This window comes from Brevundimonas nasdae (genome assembly GCF_019395145.1).
In the GTDB taxonomy this organism is placed as follows: domain Bacteria; phylum Pseudomonadota; class Alphaproteobacteria; order Caulobacterales; family Caulobacteraceae; genus Brevundimonas; species Brevundimonas nasdae.
Window position 1 is genome coordinate 26,002 of the sequence record NZ_CP080034.1, and the last position, 20,420, is coordinate 46,421.

General features: G+C 64.7%; 21 protein-coding genes. 9 read left to right on the forward strand and 12 right to left on the reverse strand.

The genetic code is table 11. The annotated features are described in order from the left end of the window. Positions 1-29: 29 nt before the first annotated feature. Both KWG56_RS00120 and KWG56_RS00125 read right to left on the reverse strand, forming a co-directional pair. Complete coding sequence (locus KWG56_RS00120; protein ID WP_219353239.1) at positions 30-3,032, reverse strand: amidohydrolase family protein; 3,003 nt, start codon at positions 3,030-3,032, stop codon at positions 30-32. Positions 3,033-3,048: 16 nt separating this feature from the next. Then, entirely contained in the window at positions 3,049-3,741 is a 693-nt protein-coding gene (locus KWG56_RS00125; protein ID WP_244999577.1) for a porin family protein, read from the reverse strand. Here KWG56_RS00125 and KWG56_RS00130 point away from each other — a divergent pair. Beyond that, positions 3,642-4,346: a TonB-dependent receptor gene (locus KWG56_RS00130; RefSeq protein ID WP_219353241.1), complete on the forward strand. Its 705-nt coding sequence runs from the start codon at positions 3,642-3,644 to the stop codon at positions 4,344-4,346. The genes KWG56_RS00125 and KWG56_RS00130 overlap by 100 nt on opposite strands. Here KWG56_RS00130 and KWG56_RS00135 read toward each other — a convergent pair. Continuing rightward, on the reverse strand, positions 4,324-4,992 hold the full coding sequence (locus tag KWG56_RS00135) for a hypothetical protein (protein ID WP_219353242.1): 669 nt from the start codon (positions 4,990-4,992) through the stop codon (positions 4,324-4,326). The genes KWG56_RS00130 and KWG56_RS00135 overlap by 23 nt on opposite strands. 83 nt (positions 4,993-5,075) lie before the next feature. Continuing rightward, positions 5,076-5,321 (reverse strand): hypothetical protein, encoded by a 246-nt coding sequence (locus KWG56_RS00140; RefSeq protein WP_219353243.1) that lies wholly within the window; start codon positions 5,319-5,321, stop codon positions 5,076-5,078. Between the two features lie 449 nt (positions 5,322-5,770). Between KWG56_RS00140 and KWG56_RS00145 the strand changes: the two genes are divergently transcribed. The 4 genes from KWG56_RS00145 (at position 5,771) to KWG56_RS00155 (ending at position 9,838) form a co-directional block, all read left to right on the forward strand. Continuing rightward, entirely contained in the window at positions 5,771-7,612 is a 1,842-nt protein-coding gene (locus tag KWG56_RS00145; protein ID WP_219373669.1) for a gamma-glutamyltransferase family protein, read from the forward strand. A 183-nt stretch (positions 7,613-7,795) separates the two neighbouring features. Further along, positions 7,796-8,152, forward strand: coding sequence for a hypothetical protein (locus tag KWG56_RS18660; RefSeq protein WP_244999578.1), 357 nt, complete (start codon positions 7,796-7,798; stop codon positions 8,150-8,152). Continuing rightward, positions 8,125-8,556, forward strand: coding sequence for a hypothetical protein (locus KWG56_RS00150; protein ID WP_244999765.1), 432 nt, complete (start codon positions 8,125-8,127; stop codon positions 8,554-8,556). Before KWG56_RS18660 ends, KWG56_RS00150 begins: the two co-directional genes overlap by 28 nt. Further along, on the forward strand, positions 8,477-9,838 hold the full coding sequence (locus tag KWG56_RS00155; RefSeq protein ID WP_219353245.1) for a TonB-dependent receptor: 1,362 nt from the start codon (positions 8,477-8,479) through the stop codon (positions 9,836-9,838). Before KWG56_RS00150 ends, KWG56_RS00155 begins: the two co-directional genes overlap by 80 nt. 52 nt (positions 9,839-9,890) lie before the next feature. On the opposite strand, the gene KWG56_RS00160 is transcribed toward KWG56_RS00155, so the two are convergent. The 6 genes from KWG56_RS00160 to KWG56_RS00185 all read right to left on the reverse strand — a co-directional run bounded on the left by KWG56_RS00160 (position 9,891) and on the right by KWG56_RS00185 (position 15,228). Further along, positions 9,891-11,780 carry a gamma-glutamyltransferase family protein gene (locus KWG56_RS00160; protein WP_219353246.1) on the reverse strand — a complete coding sequence of 630 codons (1,890 nt, stop codon included), beginning with the start codon at positions 11,778-11,780 and terminating at the stop codon, positions 9,891-9,893. Positions 11,781-11,932: 152 nt separating this feature from the next. Further along, positions 11,933-12,856 carry a 2-dehydropantoate 2-reductase gene (gene panE, locus KWG56_RS00165; RefSeq protein WP_219353247.1) on the reverse strand — a complete coding sequence of 308 codons (924 nt, stop codon included), beginning with the start codon at positions 12,854-12,856 and terminating at the stop codon, positions 11,933-11,935. A 29-nt stretch (positions 12,857-12,885) separates the two neighbouring features. Beyond that, on the reverse strand, positions 12,886-13,314 hold the full coding sequence (locus KWG56_RS00170) for a DoxX family protein (protein WP_219353248.1): 429 nt from the start codon (positions 13,312-13,314) through the stop codon (positions 12,886-12,888). Then, complete coding sequence (locus tag KWG56_RS00175) at positions 13,311-14,090, reverse strand: HvfC/BufC N-terminal domain-containing protein (RefSeq protein WP_219353249.1); 780 nt, start codon at positions 14,088-14,090, stop codon at positions 13,311-13,313. The genes KWG56_RS00170 and KWG56_RS00175 overlap by 4 nt, the downstream gene beginning before the upstream one ends. Then, positions 14,087-14,935: an MNIO family bufferin maturase gene (gene bufB / locus KWG56_RS00180; protein ID WP_219353250.1), complete on the reverse strand. Its 849-nt coding sequence runs from the start codon at positions 14,933-14,935 to the stop codon at positions 14,087-14,089. The genes KWG56_RS00175 and bufB overlap by 4 nt, the downstream gene beginning before the upstream one ends. Further along, positions 14,935-15,228 (reverse strand): BufA1 family periplasmic bufferin-type metallophore, encoded by a 294-nt coding sequence (locus KWG56_RS00185; protein WP_219353251.1) that lies wholly within the window; start codon positions 15,226-15,228, stop codon positions 14,935-14,937. Before KWG56_RS00185 ends, bufB begins: the two co-directional genes overlap by 1 nt. 163 nt (positions 15,229-15,391) lie before the next feature. Here KWG56_RS00185 and KWG56_RS00190 point away from each other — a divergent pair, with 163 nt between their 5' ends. From KWG56_RS00190 to KWG56_RS00200, 3 genes are all read left to right on the forward strand, one after another. After that, on the forward strand, positions 15,392-15,934 hold the full coding sequence (locus KWG56_RS00190) for a sigma-70 family RNA polymerase sigma factor (protein WP_219353252.1): 543 nt from the start codon (positions 15,392-15,394) through the stop codon (positions 15,932-15,934). Beyond that, positions 15,924-16,559 (forward strand): NrsF family protein, encoded by a 636-nt coding sequence (locus KWG56_RS00195; RefSeq protein WP_219353253.1) that lies wholly within the window; start codon positions 15,924-15,926, stop codon positions 16,557-16,559. The genes KWG56_RS00190 and KWG56_RS00195 overlap by 11 nt, the downstream gene beginning before the upstream one ends. Before the next feature lie 358 nt (positions 16,560-16,917). After that, on the forward strand, positions 16,918-17,877 hold the full coding sequence (locus tag KWG56_RS00200; protein ID WP_308384585.1) for an aldo/keto reductase: 960 nt from the start codon (positions 16,918-16,920) through the stop codon (positions 17,875-17,877). A 242-nt stretch (positions 17,878-18,119) separates the two neighbouring features. On the opposite strand, the gene trxB is transcribed toward KWG56_RS00200, so the two are convergent. Further along, positions 18,120-19,127, reverse strand: a complete 1,008-nt coding sequence (trxB, locus tag KWG56_RS00205) for a thioredoxin-disulfide reductase (protein WP_219353254.1) — start codon at positions 19,125-19,127, stop codon at positions 18,120-18,122. A gap of 70 nt (positions 19,128-19,197) precedes the next feature. On the opposite strand from trxB, the gene KWG56_RS00210 reads away from it, so the two are divergent. Further along, complete coding sequence (locus KWG56_RS00210) at positions 19,198-19,404, forward strand: glycine zipper domain-containing protein (RefSeq protein ID WP_219355415.1); 207 nt, start codon at positions 19,198-19,200, stop codon at positions 19,402-19,404. On the opposite strand, the gene KWG56_RS00215 is transcribed toward KWG56_RS00210, so the two are convergent. After that, complete coding sequence (locus KWG56_RS00215) at positions 19,401-20,420, reverse strand: mitochondrial fission ELM1 family protein (RefSeq protein WP_219353255.1); 1,020 nt, start codon at positions 20,418-20,420, stop codon at positions 19,401-19,403. The two genes, KWG56_RS00210 and KWG56_RS00215, sit on opposite strands and share 4 nt — an antisense overlap.

Sequence of the window (20,420 nt, forward strand, 5' to 3'; positions counted from 1 at the left end):
GCTGGGCACCCGCCGCGCCAGAGGTCTGTTCAGTCCCCTTGTTTGAGCAGTTCGCCCAAGTTGAAGATTCTGCCATTGCTGATGACCGTTCGGACGTTGACGGTATTGGCGATGTCGTCGCGTGGATCACCTCGGACCAGGACGATGTCGGCCAGTTTTCCGGGCGCAATCACACCGGCGTCCAGACCAAGCAGTTCGGCGGGTGTGGATGTCGCGGTCTGCAAGGCCTGGAACGGCGTCAGGCCGGCATCGACGTAGGAGGCGATCTCGGCATGCAGATTGATGGCGATCTGCGAGTCTGTGCCCGCCACAACCCGTGCCCCTGCGTCGAACAGATCCTTGATCCCCTCGGCGTTCCCGGCGCGCGCAGCGATCGACTGAGGCGTGGCAGGGCGCACGGTACGAACTGAAGCCTGCGCCCATGTTGGATAGAGGCCGATCCGCGGATCGTTTCGCAATGTCGGATGGGCCTCAAGATAGGGCGATAGGGCGCCGAAATTTGTCGGCGTGATCCAGCGTCCGCTGTGGCCGAACAGACCGATCACATCACCATAGGATCGCGCCAGAGGCCCTTGTTTGGGCGAATAGCCGCGCCGACTGGTGGCCCCCAGATGTTCAGTGCCGTCCACGCCGACGAAAGCCGCCGGGAAGATTTCGTGCGTCGATACGGGCACGCCCAGTTCGTTGTGGGCGAACTCGACGACCCGCCTCTGCTGCAGATCGGGCAGGCGGACATAGCTCTTGAGCAGGTCGAACTGCAGCGCGCGCGCCCGTTCCAGTTCCAGCTCCAGATGGGCTGGGCCCGAGATCGCGACGCCCATCTTGTAATAGACGCGCTGCCACTCCAGCAGATTGCCGGTCGTGTAGATGCGCGGCCCGATGCGGACACCCGCCTCGCTGGCTTCTCGGTCTTCGATGCCATGATAGGGCTGGTTGCCAGGATCGCGAACCGTGGTGACGCCGAACGCCAGCCAGGCGCGGTGAACATCGGCACCAAAGTCTTTCTGGACGTGGGCATGATAATCGATCAGGCCGGGGATGGCGGTCAGACCTGAGCCATCGACCACCCGATCCGCCTGTGCGTGAAGGGCGGGGTCATGAGGTCGGACATCGACGATGCGATTGCCTTCAATGACGATGTCCCTGTCGTGTTGGGTCTCGTCATGAATGGCATCGACCAGGCGTCCGGCATGGACAACGGTGCGTCCCGCAGGCTTTGCGAGAGTGTAGGTCAGGTCCAGCGGGGTGTCAGTGACGACGCCCGTTTCTATGTCGACCCGTTTCAGTCGGTCGTTCGATTGGTACAGGATTGTGCGTGAATCACCTGCCCAGCTTGGCGAGTGGGCGATCTCCGTTGTGATGCTGCGTGGCGGTCCCAGTGGCGAGCCGTCTGGCGATACGGGCCAGACGCGCAGGACCCCTTCGTAGATTGCCGCCATCTTGGTGCCGTCGGGCGACCAGACGGGGCCGCCGCCGCCGCGCGTGTCGATGGACAGATTGGGTATGGGGATTTGCCATTTCGGCGTGCCCTGACCGTCGGCCTGAGCGACATAGATCTGGTTGGTGCCTTCCCGGAAACTGCCCGAGAAGGGAAGGGACAGGCTGACCGCGACCTGCTTGCCGTCCCCGGACCACGTCGGACGTCCCGGCTGGCCCAAAGTCGGAGATAGGCGCGTGATCTGCCCTGTTTCCACATCCACGACCGCCAGTCCGGCGACGCCCCACTGACCGTTTGCATCAATGAAGGCGATCCGGGTTCCGTCCGGTGACCAGACGGGTTCAATGGGTTGGGTGTCCAGCGTGGTCAGGCGGCGATCCTGGCCTGTCGCAAGGTCGCGGATCCAGAGTTGCGGCAGGCCACTGCCCTTGTCGGATGAATAGACGAGACGGCCGCCGTCGGGTGACCAGGCCGGGTCCGTGTCGAGGAAACGGTCGCGCGTCAGGTTGACAGGGGTACCGCCTGTGGTCGGCACCACATACAGATCGCCTAGAGCAGCGAAGGCAATGCGGCTCCCATCAGGCGAAATACTGGGGCGAACAATGCCCAGCGCACGTCTTGGCTCGGTGGAATCGAAATCGCGCCTTGTGTGGACATAGGCTGGACGCGCCACCTGCAGATTGGCGACGAACTCGACGGTGCTCACCCTGTCGGTTCGGTTGGAACGCCGCCTGATCTTGCCATCCGAAACATAGTAGAAGCCGTCGTCCGGTCGCCACGAAGCGCGGAAGGGGAAGACGTTCTCGCTTCCGGAGACGGGGGCCCCGTCGATTTCCAGACGGCTTTCGGCGCCCTCTTGCACGACGTAGGCAAGACGTCCGTCCGGGCTCCAGGAGGGCGCGTCGATACGGCCTGTAGAGCGACGAAGCTCGCGCTCCCTGTGGTCGCTGGTTTGTGTCGCCCAGATGCCGGATATGCCATCGCGCGTGCTGGAATAGGCGATCTGACGCCCGTCTGGCGACCAGGTGGGCAGACGGTTTTCATAGACGTTGGCCGTAACCTGTTCCAGACGACCGCTCGACAGTTCCAGAGTCCAGATATTGTAGCTGCTCTTGCCCGGCTCGCCCCTGTCCGAGGCGAAGGCGATCCGGGACCCGTCGGGCGACCAGACCGGATCGCGGTCATCGAAAGGACCGGTTGTCAACTTCTTCTGGCCAGAACCGTCGGGCGCGATGGACCAGAGATCATAGCCCCCGTCGCGATAGGCGAAGAAGGCGATGGTCTTTCCATCCGGGGACCAGACCGGCTGCCTGGCGTCGTTGAAGACATCTGTGATCCGTCGCGCGCGGCCGCCTTCGCTCGGAACGATCCAGATGCTGCCCTGAAGGTCGATCGCCAGGAACCGCCCGTCCGGCGACGCCGACACCGCCATCGACGTGCCTTCACTGACATCGAAGCTGACGATGGTGTCAGAGGCGGAGACCCCAGGGCCTTGCTCTGACAGGGCCATTGCGTTGCTGGCCGTGGCCTGAACGAGAAGGGTCGCCACGGCCGTGGTCAGGGCCACTGAGGTCAGAAGGGTGGAGCGTTTCATCGTGTATCCCTTCGGCTCAGAAAGACTTGCTGAGGTTGACGTAGATGAACCGGCCCAGCGGCTGGTACAGCGTGGGCAGATAGGCACCGCTGGCGTTGAGCGGCGGGTCCTTGTCAAAGAGGTTTCTTGCGCCGATTTCCGCTTCAAGGCCGGCCAGCCGGGTGCTGTCGGGGAAGACGTAACGAACGGATGCATTGTACAGGGTCGTGCCGCCCACGATGAAGTCCGAGCCATCAGGCCAGACGCCGCTTTGGACATCATCTACATACTGCGCCGAGCCGCGGACGCTGAAGTTGGCGTAGTTCCATACGGCGGTGCTGGTGACCTTCCATTCGGGCTTGGCCCCGTTTCTGGCCACCTGTTCAGAACCGCCTGCGCCGATGATGATGGCGGGATTGATCTTGCCGTTCTGCTGGGCCGTCAGGGCGTCCGCCAGGATCGGCAGCAGGTTCTGTTTGAACGAGCTGAGCTGGCTGGCATTGACCGACAGCGAGAAATCTCCAAACCGCGTGCCACGCAGCCCCCAACGGGCGGACAGATCGACGCCCTTGGCCTTGACCGGGTTCAGGTTCTGATAGCGGTCCTGAACCCCGACCACCTCGCCCACAGGTGTCAGGCCCGTGCCCTCGAACAGGTCGTAGTCTTCCTGGATCAGCGGCTTGCGGACCACCGCGTCATAGGGTTTGCCCTGGCGGAACCAGCCCGACACCGGACTCCAGCGGATCGCGATCGGTCTCCTCGGCCTTCGCCGAACTTGCCATCCCCCTGATTTCGCCGGAATTCAACATCCCGCTTGTGCGGTCGTTCGACCTTCAGCTTGCGGGACGGGTGGAGAACTACAGCGACGTCGGCTCTGTCGCCAAACCCAAGATCGCGGCGGCCTGGAGTGTGTTCGATGGCCTGACCGTTCGCGGCTCATGGTCCGGCGGGTTCAAGGCCCCCAATCTGGAGCTGGTCAATTCTCCGGGCTCGATACGCCGCAGTGCGGCGACGGACTGGATCCGATGCGAAGCTCAGGTCCGCTCCAAGAACCCCCAGTACGCCAATGTCACCCGCTATGCCGACTGCAGCAACATCAGCTACGCAACGGAATCCTATCGGGGAGGCAACAGCGAGCTGAAGCCCGAGGAATCGGAAAGCACGTCGCTGGGCTTCATCTTCCGCCCCCTGTTCATTCCCGAAAAGCTGGGCGACTTCTCCTTCTCGGCCGACTGGTGGCAGATCGAGCAGGAGAATGTGATCGGCATTCTGGGCCAGGATAACGGCCTCGTCCTCGACGCCTTCTACCGCATCACCCAAGGTCAGTGTCATTGACCAGGCCGGTGTACCATTCGGTGTATTTTCTTCCGCCGTTGATGCTGGGGTCGCGCTCGTCCTTGTAGGCTTCACGGCGCACTTCGACCCCGAGGGCGATCCCGAGATCGCCAGCCCAGAGCCGTATCAGATCAGGCTTGCTGACTTTAAGGTCCCAGAGCGCCAGGCTGGTTCTGGTCTTGCGCTCGCCCCAGAAGAAGAACTCGTCCGAGTTCCCTGGCGTGTCGTCCCCGACGCCATAGTTGGAGAAGGAGCCGCCGTTGAAGGGGTTATAGGCATCTGGCGTACTGCGCGAGATGGCTGCCGATAGCTTGGTCGGGCTGACATATTTGCCCCAGTCATCCGCCGTAGCCCAGGAATAGACCAGGGCCGAATCCCAATCGAAGCCGCGGTATTCGCCCTTCAATCCCGCCAGAAGGCGGCCTTGGTCGTTCGTGACCTTCGAGACGCCCAGGCCATTGTCAGCAAAGCGATAGTTGCGGATTTCAATCGGCAGGCCTTCGGCGGGCACGCCTGACAGGCCGGGCAGACGGTTCGGATTGAGCGAGCCGTCCGGCAGGTAGATGGCACCCAGCGGGTTCCAATAAGCCGTGGCGGGGATGACGATGGGTTGGGTGGACGAGACGCCCGAACTGGGAACCGCCATTCGTGACGACGCCCAATAGTAACCCACTTCGCCATAGGCCTGAATGTTGTCGTTGAGGTCGTAGCGCGCGGTGGTGAAGACGCTCAGCCGCTGAGTGTAGGGACGCTCGATTTGGCGATCTGCGAACCGACGACGACGATGGAATCCACCTCCGAGGCCGTCTGTGCGAACGCCTGCGACAGAGGGACCATCGTCAAGGCCGTCGCTAGAGCGACCAGGCTGGTGGTTCCAAGGCCGCGTCGGTTCGTCTCGCGTCTGTTCGTCTTGGGTTGCTCAAGGTTTGGACGTGTATTGGCCTGACTGAGTTCGGCCGAGTTGTCTGATTTCATGGTTTGCCCGCCTGACAGGGGTGCCTCTCTGCGAGGTGCCCGAGATGAGTGGGGTACTGCCGTCTTGGAAAAACGACGTCACATGAGAAAATCTTAGAAGAATAGTAGATTTTATTTTAAGTCTGATTTTATCATTGGTTTTCAGAGTGGGGAGGATCTTCTAATTTTGATGCAAATATAGTTATTTCTATAAGTTATGAACTTATGGATGTTCGATATCTTTATATGTGTTTTGGTTATTTTGGATTCTTGACGTGCCTGGGCCAAGTATCTGGCCCTGCATGCATCCATCAGTTGAACCGATTTGGTTGCAAGGCCATGAAATCGTAGGGCTTGTTGATATTGCTCAGGCGGTGTGTGATGCCTTGGCGGGGCGCATGCAGCGACATGGGGGTGTCATGAAAGCCAAGTCTTCATCCGGCGTAAGTCGTAGATTTTTGGGCAATTTGTTGGGTGGCGCCAGCCTGGCGGCCTTTGTGTCCGGGCAGGCTTCGGCATCCGCGATCCAGACAACAGTGCGCACGACAGACCAGGCCCCGGTGGAGCCCACGCGCCTGGTCAGCAGGGAAACCCTGCGGCCCGAGATACTGGGCACGACCGGGATCGTGGCGGCGGGGCGTCACTATGCCGTGGCGGCAGGTACGCGGATCCTGCAGGCGGGCGGCAATGCTTTCGATGCGGGCGTAGCGGCCGTGTTCGCGGCTGCGGTGACGGAGATCTCGCATTTCGGCCTGGGGGGAGAAGCCCCGGCCATCGTCTATTCCGCGTCCGATCAGACCGTGAAGGTCATCAGCGGTCAGGGACCGGCGCCCAAGGCGGCGACGCCGGACTATTTCCGCCCGGCTGGCGTCATACCGGGCAATGGGCCGAATGGCGGAACCGTGCCTGCCGTCGTCGACGCCATGGCGCTGACGCTGGCGCGCTATGGCACGATGAGCCTTGAGACCGTGCTTCAGCCTGCGATTGAGCTGGCTGATGGTTTCCCCATGTACGGGATGCTGCGCGACGTTTTGGCCAGCCAGCAGCGGTCAAGCAGCCGCTGGGCCGGATCGCGCCGCGCCTATTATCCCGAAGGCCGTATCCCGGATGTCGGCGAAGTCTTCAAACAGCCCGACCTGGCGCGCACCCTGAGGGCGCTGGCGACGGGGGAGCGAGAAGCCCTGTCGCGCGGTCTGGGGCGTGACGCGGCCATCGCCGCCGGGCGCGACGTCTTCTACAAGGGGGACATCGCACGTCGCATCGCGGCCTCGGTTCAGGCGGATGGCGGCCTGCTGTCCTATGAGGATCTGGCCAGTTACAGCGGCCGGATCGAGGAGCCCAAGACAACCCGCTTCTATGGCTATGACGTCTATAAATGCGGGTTCTGGAGCCAGGGGCCGGCCCTGCTGATGGCGCTGAACATCCTGCAGGCGCGCGATATCAAACAATATCCCAACCTGTCCGATCCGTATCTGCATACGGTGACGGAGGCGATCAAACTGGCCTTTGACGACCGCAACGCCTATTTCGGCGACCCGCTGTTTGCCTCGGTGCCGGAGGAAGGTCTGCTGTCGTCGGCATACGCCGCATCGCGCGCGGCCCAGATCGGCGAGACGGCGTCACGCGTCCACAATATCGGCGACCCTTACGCCTTCCAGCGCGGTCCGGCGCGACAGCCGCCCCGTTTCACACCCCACGAACTGACCGCCACGCCGACGCCCACCGCCGACACCACGGCGATTGAAGTGGTCGACAGGCAGGGCAATCTGTTCAGCTGCACCCCCAGTTCCGGCTGGCTGCTGGGCGGCGCCTATGTGGCGGGCGATACGGGCGTGCCGCTCAGCAACCGCATGTCGGTCTTTGATCTGGATGCCGACAGTCCCAATGTTCTGGTCGGCGGAAAACGACCGCGCACCACCCTGACGCCGACCATCGTGCTGAAGGACGGCAAGCCCTTCCTGGCGATCGGCACACCGGGCGGCGACAATCAGGATCAGCAGATTCTGGTGGTGCTGTTGAACATCCTCGTCCACGGCCTGCCCATCCAGCAGGCCATCGAGGCCCCGCGCATCAACTCGGAGCATTTCCATAGTTCGTTCGCCATCAAGCGCGCGCGCCCGGGCCTGCTGGAGGTCGAGGATCGTGTGACGCCAGAGGTGCGCGCGGCCCTGGCGGCGCGCGGACATGAACTGAATGTCGTTGGTCCCTATGCGGTCTCCACCGGCATTGTTGCTGCGGGTGTCGATCCCGTCCACGGCACGTTGAGGGGCGGGGCCGACGTCAGAAGAGAACGCTACGTCTTCGGCTGGTGAATGGCCGTCATTCAGACTGTGTTTGATCCGGATTCTGTAGATCACGTCCGGCACGGGGGCATTTTAGGCCGTAATGAGCGCGTTCTCGCGTGTAACGTTACGGAACAAAAATAACATATAAATAACAAGACACTTTAGGTTGCTTCGATGTTTCTCTCCGTTTGTTCAACGGGGGTTACATCAATGAAATCGGGATGCGCCGCAGTTGCGGTGAACATGTTGTTGCTGGCATCGGCTGGATCGGCGCTGGCCCAGGCTCAGGGGGCGCCGCAAGGAGCGTCTCAGGCGGACGGGGGCCGGTCGGAGACGGTCGATGATGTCGTGGTCTATGGCCGGGGCGAGCGCAAGATCGGCATTGCGGTGGCGGCGAGCGAGGGCGCGGTCGCTGGGGCCGATCTATCGGTTCGCCCGATCCTGCGGACCGCCGAACTTATCGAGGCGGTGCCGGGCATGATCGCCACCAGCATTCCGGCAGCGGCAAGGCCAACCAATACTTTCTGCGCGGCTTCAATCTGGATCACGGCACGGATTTCAGCCTGACCATCGACGACGTGCCGATGAATTTCCGCACCCACGGTCATGGTCAGGGCTATCTGGATGTCGGCGGCCTGATCCCGGATGTGATCCGCCGTATCGACTATCGCAAAGGCCCCTATCGGGCAGACGTCGGGGATTTCGCCCTGGTCGGCATTGCGCAGCTGACGACGGTGGATCGGTTTGATGCGCCCTATATTTCCGCCGAGGTCGGCAGTTTCGACTGGAAGCGGATCGGTGCGGGCGGTTCGATCAAGGCGGGTGGCGGTGATCTGCTGGCCGCCGCAGAGTTCAAGACCTATGACGGGCCGTGGGAACTGCCCGAGGCGCATGCGTCATGCCTCCGCCTACGGAAAATACACCCGCGACACCGGCTGGGGCGTGCTGCGCGCCAGCCTGTCGATCTATGACGCGACCTGGCGACCGACCGAGCAGATCCCGGAGCGGGCCATCGGCAATGAGGTCAAGGACGCCTATGGTGCGATCGACAAATCCCTGACCGGCAGCACCCAGCGCCAGATCCTTTCGGTGCGACTGGACGGGGACAACTGGCGCGCCACCGCCTACGCCCAACACTACGAATGGGCGATGATCTCCAACTTCACCTTCTTCCTGGAGGATCCGGTCAACGGTGACGAACTGGAGCAGTCGGAGAAGCTGAACACCTATGGCGGGCGGCTGGAACGCACCTTCCACCTTGGCGACCGGCTGTCCAGCGTGGTCGGGGTCGAGGGCCGTTATGACGACATCGCGCGCGTCGGCTTGTTCCAGGCGGTCGATGGCCAGCGGTTCGCCAACAAGGGGGAGTTTGCCGTCGATGAGGCCTCGGCCGCCCTCTATGCCGAAGCGACCTGGAGGCCGGTGGACCGACTGGCCCTGTTCGCGGGGGCGCGGAGCGACGCCTACCGTTTCCGGACGCGCGCACTGGGACCAGAGGCCTGGAGCGGCAAGGTCAGCGAGACGCTGGTTTCACCCAAACTGGGCGCGAACTATGAAGTGTCGCCGGGTCTGGCCCTCTATGGCAACTGGGGGCGCGGCTTCCATTCGAATGATGCGCGTGGGGTGACCGCACCTGGCGATCCCGCTCCGGGGCTGGTCGTCGGCGACGGCAGCGAGGCCGGGGTTCGGCTGGAGCGGGGTGGTCTGGTGGCCACGGCCAACTACTGGCGCATGAAGGTGGATTCCGAACTGATCTATGTCGGGGATGCCGGATCGGTGGAGCCGTCCAGTGCTTCGCGCCGCCACGGCTATGAACTGACCGCCTTCTGGCGTCCGTCATCGTGGCTGGCTGTCGATGGGGTCTGGACCTGGAGCCATGCCCGCTTCACCGACAGCCCGGGCGAAGACTATATCCCCGGGGCCCTGGAAAACGCCGGCGAACTGGGTGTTTCAGCGATCTTCCCGTCGTGGAATGCGGCGGTGAGAGTACGCCATCTGGGGCCGCATGCGCTGGTCGAGGACAACAGCCTGCGCACCTCATCGGCCACGGTGGTCAATCTGCGCGCCGCCTGGACGCCCAAGCCGTTCGAGGTGTTCGTGGATCTGCTGAACATCTTCGACACCGACAAGAAGGACATCGAATACTACTACGCCTCGCGTTTGCAGGGCGAACCGCTGGACGGTGTCGAGGGAATCCACAGCCGTGCGATGGAGCCTCGCATGATCCGCGTCGGCATCAAGGCGACCTTCTGACCCTGAGCGAGACGAGGGCGCGGTGCGCTCTCGTCTCTGATGGCGCGCCGTTTCAGTAGCCTACGGCATAGCCCATGCGGCGGGGGTCGCCGCCCGCCATCGGCTGTCCGTCGGCGGAGATCAGAATTCCCTGGATGCTGCCGATGGAATAGGGGCCGACGGGCTCGACCTTGTGTCCCATCGCCGTCAGGCCTGCGAAGGTCGCCAGCGGGAAACGGGCCTCCATCTGCAGGCGGATGGCCGCGCCGGGCGTGTAGAAGCCGGGTTCAGCATCCAGGGCGATGCGCGGCGCCTCGATAGCCTCCTGGATCGACATGCCCCGGTCGATCACATTGACCAGGGTCTGGAACTGGGTCTGGCCGATGGTCTCGCCGCCGGGCGAGCCGAACAGCATCCGCAGCCGTCCGTCCTGCTTCACGATCACCGGACCATTGCCCAGCAGAGGGATGCGGCCGGGTGCGACGAAGTTCGGGTGATCGCGATAGGGGGCGGTCGAGCCGACCCGCAGGCCGTTATTGCAGATCAGGCCGGTGTCACCCATCACCAACAGGGTTCCGAACCCGCCGCCCAGGGTGGTGGTGCAGGCGATTGCATTGCCCTCGCTGTCGATCACCGACAGGCTGGTCGTGTCGCCCGGCACGCTGGACGCGCGGGGGCGCCGACGCGGGGCAGGGCGGCTGGTGCTCAGGTCGGCGCCGGTCGGATAGGCGATGGCGGCCTGCGGATTGATCAGGCGACGCCGCTGGTCGGCGAAAGCCTTGGAGATCAGGATGTCGGTGGGAACGACGGCAGAGGCGGGGGCGGCGGCGTAGCGATAGACATCGGACTTGGCGACCTTGATCGTCTCGGCGATCAGGTGAAGCGCCTGGGGGCTGTCGGACGGCAGGCTGGCGAAGTCGAAGCCTTCCAGCAGATTCAACTGCTCGCACATCTCCAGCCCGGTGCGCGAGGTGACCGGGCTGCAATAGATGTCGACGCCGCGATAGTTGGCGCCGACAGGCGCGCTCCAGCGGGGCCGATAGTCCTGCATGTCCTTCAGCCGCAGCCAGCCGCCGCCTGCTTCGGAAAAGCGGCTCATCTCGCGGGCGACAGGGCCGCTGTAGAAATAGTCATAGGCGGCCTGAAGGGCGGTGTTGCGGTCTGCGCCTGTCGCCAGGGCCGCAGTCTCGGCATCGGCCAGGGCCTGGAAGGTGTTGGCCAGCGGCAGATTACGGAACAGCGAGCGGGCCGCGGGCGGCTGTCCGCCGGGCAGATAGATCGCTGCCGTGGTTGGGTAACGGGCCAGGGCCGCCTGCTGGCGGCGGATGGTGTCGGCGATGGAGGCGTCCATCGGATGGCCGTCGCGCGCATAGCCTATGGCCGGCTCCAGCAGCGTGGATAGGGGCAGACGGCCGAATCGGCGGGCCAGTTCGATCCACCCGCCAAAGGCGCCTGGTGTGACCACGGCCTTGTGCCCGGCGACCAGTTCCGCCGGATCGACCTGATTATCCAGCAGGCCGGGCGCCGCGCCGGTGAAGGCCAGTGAGGTGACCTCGCCAGTCTTCTTGTCCAGGCAGGTGGCGAAACCATTGCCCGCAGCGCCGGACGCCCAGGGTTCGACGACGTTCAGGACCGCCATGGCTGCAACGGCGGCGTCGGCCGCCGATCCGCCCTGCATCAGCATCCTGACCCCGGCCATGGAGGCAAGGGGATGGCCCGCCGCGACACCGCCGTGAGGCATGGGCACTTCGACGCGGTGGGCGGAAACCGTGGCGGCGCCGCTGGCGGGCGCATCAGGGGCCTGGCGACCGACCCCGGTCTGGACTACGGGCCGCGCAGACGCGGTTTGGGTGGAAGCCAGGGCGAAGGCTGCACCGCTCATCGTGCCGAGGAGCAGTTCGCGGCGTCTCATTGAGGCGCCGCTCAACCGCCTTGCCTCGGTCGTTTGAATAGGCTCGCTCATGGATCACCCCTCCCCAGGATCAGGGTCGCGCAGGTGCTGCAGTGTGCAGCGGGTGCCGCATGACGCCGATCTCAGGTAAGCGTGAAAGTCGCGGAATTTCCAGAGTTTTCGCTACTACAATCAGAGGCGGTGTTGACGAACGCGCCGCTTGTTCACGCTCGGCTGCGCGCCGTGTCATAGAGGCCCAGGTTCACGAAAGCGGCCGTCATCAAGGGGGCGGGCAGGCTGGCGGCCTTTGCGCGAAGGACCAGATCGCCGATGATCGCATCCGCCTCGACCGCAAGTCCTGCCTGCATGTCACGGAACATCGAGGACGAAAGCGGGGCCTCTGTGTTGGTCAGCTGCGCCCGCGTGGCGGCCACATAGTCGGGGCGTGGTGCGATCCCGACGGCGGATATGATGGCGGCCGCTTCGTCGATGATGGCATGGACCGCATCCGTGCCTGATGGGGCGGCATTGATCTGGCCCGTATCGCCGCGCAACAGACAGGTCGAGCCAGCCAGCGAGGACAGGAAGAACCACTTCTCCCACATCTCCAGCGCGATATCGGATGACAGGCGCGCATTGAAGCCTGCCCCCTTCATGAAGCCATCCAGACGCTGGATGCGGTCTGACTGCGACCCATCCAGTTCGCCATAGGTCAGGTCCTGCATCGGGTTGAGTTGCAGGATCTCGCCCGCCTCGCCCAGGGTGGTCGAACATTTGCACAGCCCGCCGATGACAGCCTGCGTCCCGAACCGCTCGGTCAGGCGGTCGATGTGGCCCATCCCGTTCAGGATCGGCAGGATCATCGTCCCTGGCCCCACCGCAGGCGCGATATCGGCCAGGGCGGCGTCCAGGGCATAGGCCTTCACCGTCAGGAAGATGGCGTCATAGGCCTGATCCAGCCCGTCAGCCTGAACCAGCTTGGGCGCCAGATCCACGTCGCCATGCGGGCTGCGGATCTGCAGGCCGGTGGCGCGAAGCTGTTCTGCGCGTCGAGGTCGGACCAGAAAGGTCACGTCCCGCCCCGCCTGCTGCAGACGTCCGCCGAAATATCCGCCTGTTGAGCCTGCGCCAACCACCAGAAGTTTCATGCTGATTTCCTCTCCGGCCTGGGCGCGGTTCAGTCGATTTTCACAAGACGGTCCAGGCTGACGGCACCGGGGCCACGTGCGATCAGATAGGCAAGCGGTCCGGCCCAGAGAAGATGGGTAGGCCAGCCGGTCGGGATCACGAACACCTCGATCACGATGGTCATGATCAGCAATCCGAGCGCGGCCGGGCGTGTCATCAACCCCAGCACTAGCAGGATCGGCAGCAGGTGTTCGGCATAGGTCGTCACATAGGCGGCTGCGTCGGGCGACAGCAGCGGCACATGATATTCCTCGGCGAACAGATAATGGGTCGAGGGCGACAGCGTCAGAAAGCCTTCCACCTTGGTGCGACCGGACAGGAAGAAGGGCGCGGCGATCCCGACGCGCAACAACAGGGCCAGCGACCACTCGGGCACGGCGGCAGTGATGCGCTGATGAATGCGGGCGATGGGGTTCATGGGCGTGCGCTCTTGATGCTGGTGGAATCGAAGACGCCCAGGCCGATCAGGTCTGCGAACAGGCCAGAGACATCCAGATGCGCTTGGGTCGATTGGGCGGCGAGGGCGGCAGCGCCGAAGGACAATCCTTTTCGGCCGGCATCCAGAAAGGCCCATTCGGCGCGGGTCAGGCGTCGCGCATGCACTTCAGCATCGGGTCGGTGGATCAGCAGACCCTGGGCCTCGGCCCGCCAGGACAGATCTGTCTCGGCCTGCGGGTCTCGATGCGCCAACCATAGTGATGGCACGGTCCAGTCGAACCAGAACAGCCGCGCTGACGCGTGCAGACGGGCTGGAATCCCGGCCAGGGCCAACCCCGCATCTGCCGCTTGGCCGGGGTTCAGTGGGGTAGCATTCGGGGCCAGATGCGCCTCGGTCCAGGCGCGGTCCAGACGCGCGGTTGGGGCCAGATAGGGCATGACCCGCGCGGGTTCGAAACGCGCCAGCCATTCAGGAAAGCCTTCGCCATAGGCGGCCAGCACCGGATCATCGCCCGGCTCTGCCTCCACGAACTCACGCGCGGCGGCGCGAAACCATTCGCTTCCGACCATTTGGGCCACGGTCGGATAGTTGGCCTCCAGGGCGTCGATCCGTGCCTTGATCGCGGTGTTGCGATAGACGGCCAGGGCGGCCTGGGTATGCGCACTCGGCCCGGCCCCGTTCGTCGTCAGGTGGGGCCACAGCGGCTCAGACTGTCCCTCCAAAGCCTGGGCGAAGGCGGCGTGGAAGGCGGTCATGCGGCCATCTCCAAGCCGCTCAGCACATCTGCGGCGCGGGCCTGTTCCGTCAGCAGTTCGGAAAACTCGGGCACGTCGCCGTCACGCTCGATCAGGGTCGGGCGAGCACCGATACGGGCGACCAGGCGCTCATGCAGTCGCCAGACCGTGTCTGCGACCGGGGCGTCATGACTGTCGATCAGCAGGGCCTCGCCCAGGGCGGCGTCGGGCCGGTGCCCCGCCAGATGGATCTCTCCGACCAGATCAGCCGGGATGCGGTCGATCCAGTTCTCAGCCGAAAATCCCATGTTAGCGGCGCTGACGTGGACATTGTTGACGTCGACCAGCAGGCCGCAGTCGGTGCGGCGGGCGATCTCGACCAGAAACTCGACCTCATCCCATTCATGACCGGCCAACGGCAGATAGGCGCTAGGGTTTTCGATCAACAACGGGCGTCCCAGGGCGATCTGGGCCTCGTCGATATGATCGCACACCAGCCCCAGGACCTCGCGGCTGCGCGGCACCGGCAGCAGGTCGGGATGATAGATGTTCCCGCGCCGTGACCAGGCCAGATGCTCGGACACGATGAAGGGCTCATACTGGTCGATAAGGGCGCGGAACCGGCCCAGGTGTGTGCGGTCGGGCCGCTCATCTCCGGCCAGAGACAGGCCCACGCCATGCAGCGACAAGTGGCGGCGGCAGCGGATTCGCTCAAGCCAGCTCAGGCGCGGTCCGCCTTCGACCATGTAGTTTTCCGGATGAACCTCGAACCACAGGCCCTGTTGTGCGCCGACCGCCGGACAGGCTTCGGCCTCGGCATAGTGTTGGGCCTTCAGGCCTACCCCGGCGGTCGGGCGGACGGACATCAGCGGTTCGGGATCGCGGTCAGCGAACCATTGCCCTTGGGCGTCTGGATCGCGGTGCAGGTGCCCTTGGGCGCCAGCTTCCAGGCATTGCCCTGATAGTCGCGCACCGATGTACCGGCGCAGGTCGTGCCGGGCCCGGCGGCGCAATCGTTTTGACCAGCCTTGGCGATGCCGAAGCATTTCTCCATGCCCTGTTCCTGCTGGGCGGTCGGGCGGTTCTGGGCGGCGGCGACGTTGGCACTGAGGGCAAGCAGTGCGCTGGCACCGGCCAGAATCCGGGTGGAGGTGTTCATGGGTCGTCTCCTGCAAAGGGGGCCGGTCCGGGACGGAGCGGCCTGACAGGAGGGGGTTCGGACCACCCGCAACAAAGGTTACGCGAACCACCAGAAAAGATTTCGTCGCGGCGGGCTGCGCGCCGTGTAACCTTTCAGCCGTTCGCGACGAACGAGTTGATGCGTGGTCGACAAGGAAACCGAGCTCAAGCGTCTGATGTTACGGGGTCTCGATGGAGACGCCGTGGCGTGGCGCGCGCTGTTGACCGAAATGCGCGGCTTGCTGACCCCGTTCTTCAAGCGGCGCCTGATCGGATGTGAGGCCGATACGGAGGATCTCGTGCAGGACAGCCTGATCGCCATCCACGCCAAACGGGCGACCTATGACCGATCGCTGCCCTTCACCGCCTGGGCCTATGCGATCGCGCGCTACAAGCTGATCGATCATTTCCGTCGTCAGGGCCGACGCCAGACCGTCCCGCTGGAGGAGGCGTCCGTGCTTCTGGCCGAACACACGGTGGAGGAGGGCGTGGTCAGGGGCGATCTGAAACGGGTCCTGTCCATCCTGCCCCTGCGCCAACGCCGACTGATCGAGGATGTGCGCATCAGCGGTTACAGCCTGGCCGAAGCCGCCGCGCGCAACGGTTTCTCTGAGGGCGCAGCCAAGGTGAGCGTCCACCGCTCCATGAAGACCCTGACCGCCAGCGTGATCCCCGATGAAGACTGACGACCTGATCGACGCCCTGGCCGTGGGTCTGGAGCCGACAAGGCCCGCGCGGTTGTCCATCGCCTTGCTGGCGGCGGCAGGTGTCGCGGCCGTGGCGGCGGTCTTGCTTCTCCTGGGCTTACGGCCTGACCTGGTTGATGCCATGCAGGCGCCGACACCCTGGCTGAAGGGCGCCTATACCGCCGCCCTGGCGTTGACGGCGATCTGGCTGACCGCGCGGTTGGGACGGCCCGGCGTCGATCCGCGACCGGCGATTATCGCCCTTGGGGCTGTGGTCGCCGCCGCTCTGTCATGGGGGGCGATCGAGATGATCATGACCCCGCCTGGCGAGCGTCTGGCCGACTGGTTGGGCCGGACCTGGACGATCTGCGGGCGCAACATCCTTATCGTCTCTGCCGTCGCCGCCCCTTTCGTCTTCCTGTCAGCGCGGCGCCTTGCCCCCACGCGACCGTCGTTGGCTGGATCGGCGCTGGGCATGGCGACGGGCGGCATCGCGGCGACAGTCTATGGCCTGCTTCATTGCCCTGAAGCGAGCGCAGCCTTTGTCGCTACCTGGTACACCCTGGGCGTGGCGGCGGCTGGCGCAATCGGCGCCGTCATCGGACGCGTTGCGCTGCGCTGGTGAAGTCCTGCTCCACTTGGCTCGAAGCCGCGCAGTCGAAATCGGCCAGCCCGGATCCCCGACGCCCCAGACCTGAGGTTCGGGCGCAGGGCAGGGGCTGATCGCCGCCTGGGGCCGGGCTTCTGATCGTTCGGAAGTCGTGCTCGCCTATGGTTTCCAGCAGGCGGAACAGGAATTGGTTTCAGCGGGCGCTGTCGGCGCCGTGATGGCGAGGGCATGATGCGTCACGCCGTGATCTTGAAGTGTTGTAGGTGTTTAGTCCGGTCATCTGGCGGATCGGACTGCGGCTTATCGGCCCGCCGCCGGTTGCGCATCGCCTGATGCGGCATATGTCGAATGCTCCCCCCGATAGGAGCCTTCGATGACCACACTGAACCAACGACCGCTTGGAGACAGCGGACTTGAGATCGCCCCGCTGGTGTTCGGCGGCAATGTCTTCGGCTGGACGGCGGATGAACAGGCGTCCTTCGCCCTGTTGGACGGGTTCGTGGAGGCGGGGTTCGACGCCATCGACACCGCCGATGTCTATTCCCGCTGGGTTCCCGATCATGTCGGCGGCGAGAGCGAGACGATCATCGGCAAATGGCTCAAGGCGCGCGGCTGGCGCGACAAGGTCAAGATCTTCACCAAGGTCGGCGCCGATATGGGCCAGGGCCGCAACGACCTGACGGCGAGCTGGATCGAAAAGGCGGTCGAGGACAGCCTGCGTCGGCTGCAGACCGACTACATCGACCTGTACCAAACCCACTGGGCCGATCCGTTGACGCCGCAGGAGGAGACGCTGAGGGCGCTGGACCGGCTGGTGAAGGCGGGCAAGGTGCGGGCCATCGGCACGTCCAACCACACCGCCGAACAGGTCGCCGAGGCGCTGGCGATATCCGAGCGCGAAGGGCTGGCCGCCTATGCGTCGATCCAGCCGCACTACAACCTCTACAGCCGCGACACCTTCGAAGGGCCGTTGCAGGACCTGGCGGTGGAGAAGGGGCTGGGCGTCATCACCTATTACAGCCTGGAAAGCGGCTTCCTGACCGGCAAGTACAAGACGGTCGAACAGATCGCCGGGACCAGCCGCGAGCACGCCCTGAAGGACAGGTTCGACGAACGCGGCGTGCGGATTCTGGCGGTGCTGGACGGCGTGGCCCAGCGCAATGAGGCGACTTCGGCCCAGACGGCTTTGGCCTGGCTGCTGGCCCAGCCGGGGGTGACGGCCCCGATCGTCAGCGCCACCTCGACCGAACAATTGGCCGATATCGTCAAGGCAGGGACGCTGAGCCTGTCGCCTGAAGATGTCGCGGAACTGACCGAGGCGAGCGCGTACTAGGGCCAATCGACATTCAGTCAGTCGAGGTTTTAGATCGTCATTCCGGGGCTGAGCGAAGCGAAGAACCCGGAACCCAGGAGGTTCGCACCCCGGCGCCGAACACCTTCAGCAACGGCATCGCGGACCTGGATTCCGGGTTCGTCCTACGGACGCCCCGGAAGGACGGTTTGGATCTGAACGTTAATCGAACCTGGGTCAAAGCGGCTTCTCCCTCCCCGTCGCGCGGAGGGAGAAGTCGCAAATCACCAGACCCCGATCTTCTCGGCCTCGGCGTGGCTGATCGGGTGATTGGCCTTGGCGTGGTCTTCCTCGGCCAGGAAGCGGGCGGCCTCCAGCGCGGCCATGCAGCCCATGCCGGCGGCGGTGACGGCCTGACGATAGACGTCGTCGGTGACGTCGCCGGCGGCCCAGACGCCTTCGATGGCGGTGGAGGCCGTGCCCGGCTTCACGCGCAGATAACCGCCCGAGTTGGTCTCAAGCTGGCCCTTGAACAGTTCCGACGACGGGGCGTGGCCGATGGCGATGAAGACGCCGTCGGCGGGGATTTCGCGGGTCGAGCCGTCCTGCACATTCTTCAGGCGCACGCCGGTGACGTTCTTGCCCATGCCGTCGACGACGCCGACGATCTCCTCGATGGCCACGTTCCAGATCACCTCGATCTTGGGATTGGCGAACAAGCGGTCCTGCAGGATCTTCTCGGCGCGGAACTCGTTCTTGCGGTGGATGACCGTGACCTTTGAGGCGAAGTTGGTCAGGAACAGCGCCTCTTCGACGGCGGTGTTGCCGCCGCCGACCACGACCACCTCCTTGCCGCGATAGAAGAAGCCGTCGCAGGTGGCGCAGGCCGAGACGCCGAAGCCCTGATAGGCCGCCTCAGACTCCAGGCCCAGCCACTTGGCCTGGGCGCCGGTGGAGATGATGACCGTCTCGGCCAGGATGTCCTCGCCGCTGTCCAGCGTCAGGCGGAACGGTCGCTGCGACAGGTCTGCCGAGGTGACGATGTCGTGGATGACCTCTGTGCCGACGTGCAGGGCCTGGGCCTGCATCTGCTCCATCAGCCACGGACCCTGAATCGTTTCGGCGAAACCGGGATAGTTCTCGACATCGGTGGTGATGGTCAGCTGGCCGCCGGGCTGGATGCCGGCGATGACGACGGGGTTCAGCGAGGCGCGCGCGGCATAGATGGCGGCGGTCCAACCGGCGGGACCGGATCCGATGATGGCGACGCGGACGGTTCTGGGAGTGCTCATGACGCCTATTTAGGCGCTGATTCCTTTCTGTGCGATGCTCGTCTTCGGGTCTGACGGATCGGAAGCGGAAATGAAGAACAAGGGTGCGGCGTTTTTCAGCGGCGGCATAGGCATGGGCGTCGCCATCGGCGTGGCGCTGGGTGTGGCGATGGACAATCTGGCGCTGGGGATCGCTCTGGGCGTGGCCATCGGTTCCGGCCTCGGATCCGCCGGAATGGCGGCGATCAACAAGAAGGCCGAAGACGGCAAGGACGACGACGACAAGTCGCCGGATTAGGCGGTCGCGCGGGTGCTCATCGCCTCCAGCACCGCGCGTGCTGCCCGGTCGGTTTCGGCCAGCGGCTCATAGGTCCAGGCGTCCAGCGTCCCGTCGAACGCGCGGGTCGCGCCGCGTGATTGCAGGTCGTCGTGCAGGCGGGCGAACTTGCCGCCGGACTTCAGCGGGACCATCGGCAGGACATGGACAGGTTTGCCGGTCGATGCGGCCTCGGCCGCCATGTTGGCGCTGTCTTCGGTGACCAGGATGTGGTCGGCGTGATGCAGAAAGGCGAACAGGGGGTTGTCGCCGGTCCCGTCCCAGATCCAGCCGGGCAGGTCCGACAGACGCGCGGTCATCGCCGCCTTGGCTGCGTCCGGCGTCCGGCGCGAGAAGGTCAGCATCAGCGATCCGCCCGAGGCTTTCACCGCCGCCGCGATCCGGTCCGCGAGGTCGGCCGCATGGTCGGGGGGCAGGTCGAACGCCTTGGACTTGCCGCCGATCAGGACGGCGACGCGCGGATGGGGCAGGGGGACGATGCGCTCAGCGAAGGCGGGCGCGGCCCCGGCGATCCGTTGCGGCGTGATGCGGTGAGGCGAGCCGGTGATTTCAAAGACATTGTCGCCCGACAGGCCGTCGTGGGCGGGGGCGACGATCATGTCGTAGCGGGTGTTGGCCCAGCGCGGGTCCTGGGTCTGGACGACGAAGGTCCTGCCGCCGCTCCGTTCCTTGATCCGGGTCGAAAGCGGAAGGGTGGCGCGGCCGGTGGCGATCCACACATCGGGCCACAGATCGGGCTGTGCGGCGTCCAGCGGATCAGACGCCGGGTCCAGCATGGCCCGCGTCTTCAAGGCTGAGGGCCAGCGGTCAAACAGAGGCCGCCAGCGAATGTGTTTGATCGTGATGTCGGCAGGCGTCAGGCGCTGGACGGCCTCTGCGAGGCCCAGCGCCTGATTTTCAATGCCGGTGCGGCCGTCAGAGACGACCCAGATGGCAAGAGGGCCGGACGAGCGGGGACGAGCGAACGCCCCCGCCAT

Excerpts from the sequence above, each read along its gene's own strand:
- KWG56_RS00160 (WP_219353246.1), bottom strand. The coding sequence starts at position 11,780 with ATGAGCGAGCCTATTCAAACGACCGAGGCAAGGCGGTTGAGCGGCGCC.
- KWG56_RS00120 (WP_219353239.1), bottom strand. The coding sequence starts at position 3,032 with ATGAAACGCTCCACCCTTCTGACCTCAGTGGCCCTGACCACGGCCGTG.
- KWG56_RS00155 (WP_219353245.1), top strand. The coding sequence starts at position 8,477 with ATGCGTCATGCCTCCGCCTACGGAAAATACACCCGCGACACCGGCTGG.
- trxB (WP_219353254.1), bottom strand. The coding sequence starts at position 19,127 with ATGAGCACTCCCAGAACCGTCCGCGTCGCCATCATCGGATCCGGTCCC.
- KWG56_RS00210 (WP_219355415.1), top strand. The coding sequence starts at position 19,198 with ATGAAGAACAAGGGTGCGGCGTTTTTCAGCGGCGGCATAGGCATGGGC.
- KWG56_RS00200 (WP_308384585.1), top strand. The coding sequence starts at position 16,918 with ATGACCACACTGAACCAACGACCGCTTGGAGACAGCGGACTTGAGATC.
- KWG56_RS00170 (WP_219353248.1), bottom strand. The coding sequence starts at position 13,314 with ATGAACCCCATCGCCCGCATTCATCAGCGCATCACTGCCGCCGTGCCC.
- KWG56_RS00185 (WP_219353251.1), bottom strand. The coding sequence starts at position 15,228 with ATGAACACCTCCACCCGGATTCTGGCCGGTGCCAGCGCACTGCTTGCC.
- panE (WP_219353247.1), bottom strand. The coding sequence starts at position 12,856 with ATGAAACTTCTGGTGGTTGGCGCAGGCTCAACAGGCGGATATTTCGGC.
- bufB (WP_219353250.1), bottom strand. The coding sequence starts at position 14,935 with ATGTCCGTCCGCCCGACCGCCGGGGTAGGCCTGAAGGCCCAACACTAT.
- KWG56_RS00215 (WP_219353255.1), bottom strand. The coding sequence starts at position 20,420 with ATGGCGGGGGCGTTCGCTCGTCCCCGCTCGTCCGGCCCTCTTGCCATC.
- KWG56_RS18660 (WP_244999578.1), top strand. The coding sequence starts at position 7,796 with ATGAAATCGGGATGCGCCGCAGTTGCGGTGAACATGTTGTTGCTGGCA.
- KWG56_RS00135 (WP_219353242.1), bottom strand. The coding sequence starts at position 4,992 with ATGGCGGTTCCCAGTTCGGGCGTCTCGTCCACCCAACCCATCGTCATC.
- KWG56_RS00140 (WP_219353243.1), bottom strand. The coding sequence starts at position 5,321 with ATGAAATCAGACAACTCGGCCGAACTCAGTCAGGCCAATACACGTCCA.
- KWG56_RS00175 (WP_219353249.1), bottom strand. The coding sequence starts at position 14,090 with ATGACCGCCTTCCACGCCGCCTTCGCCCAGGCTTTGGAGGGACAGTCT.
- KWG56_RS00195 (WP_219353253.1), top strand. The coding sequence starts at position 15,924 with ATGAAGACTGACGACCTGATCGACGCCCTGGCCGTGGGTCTGGAGCCG.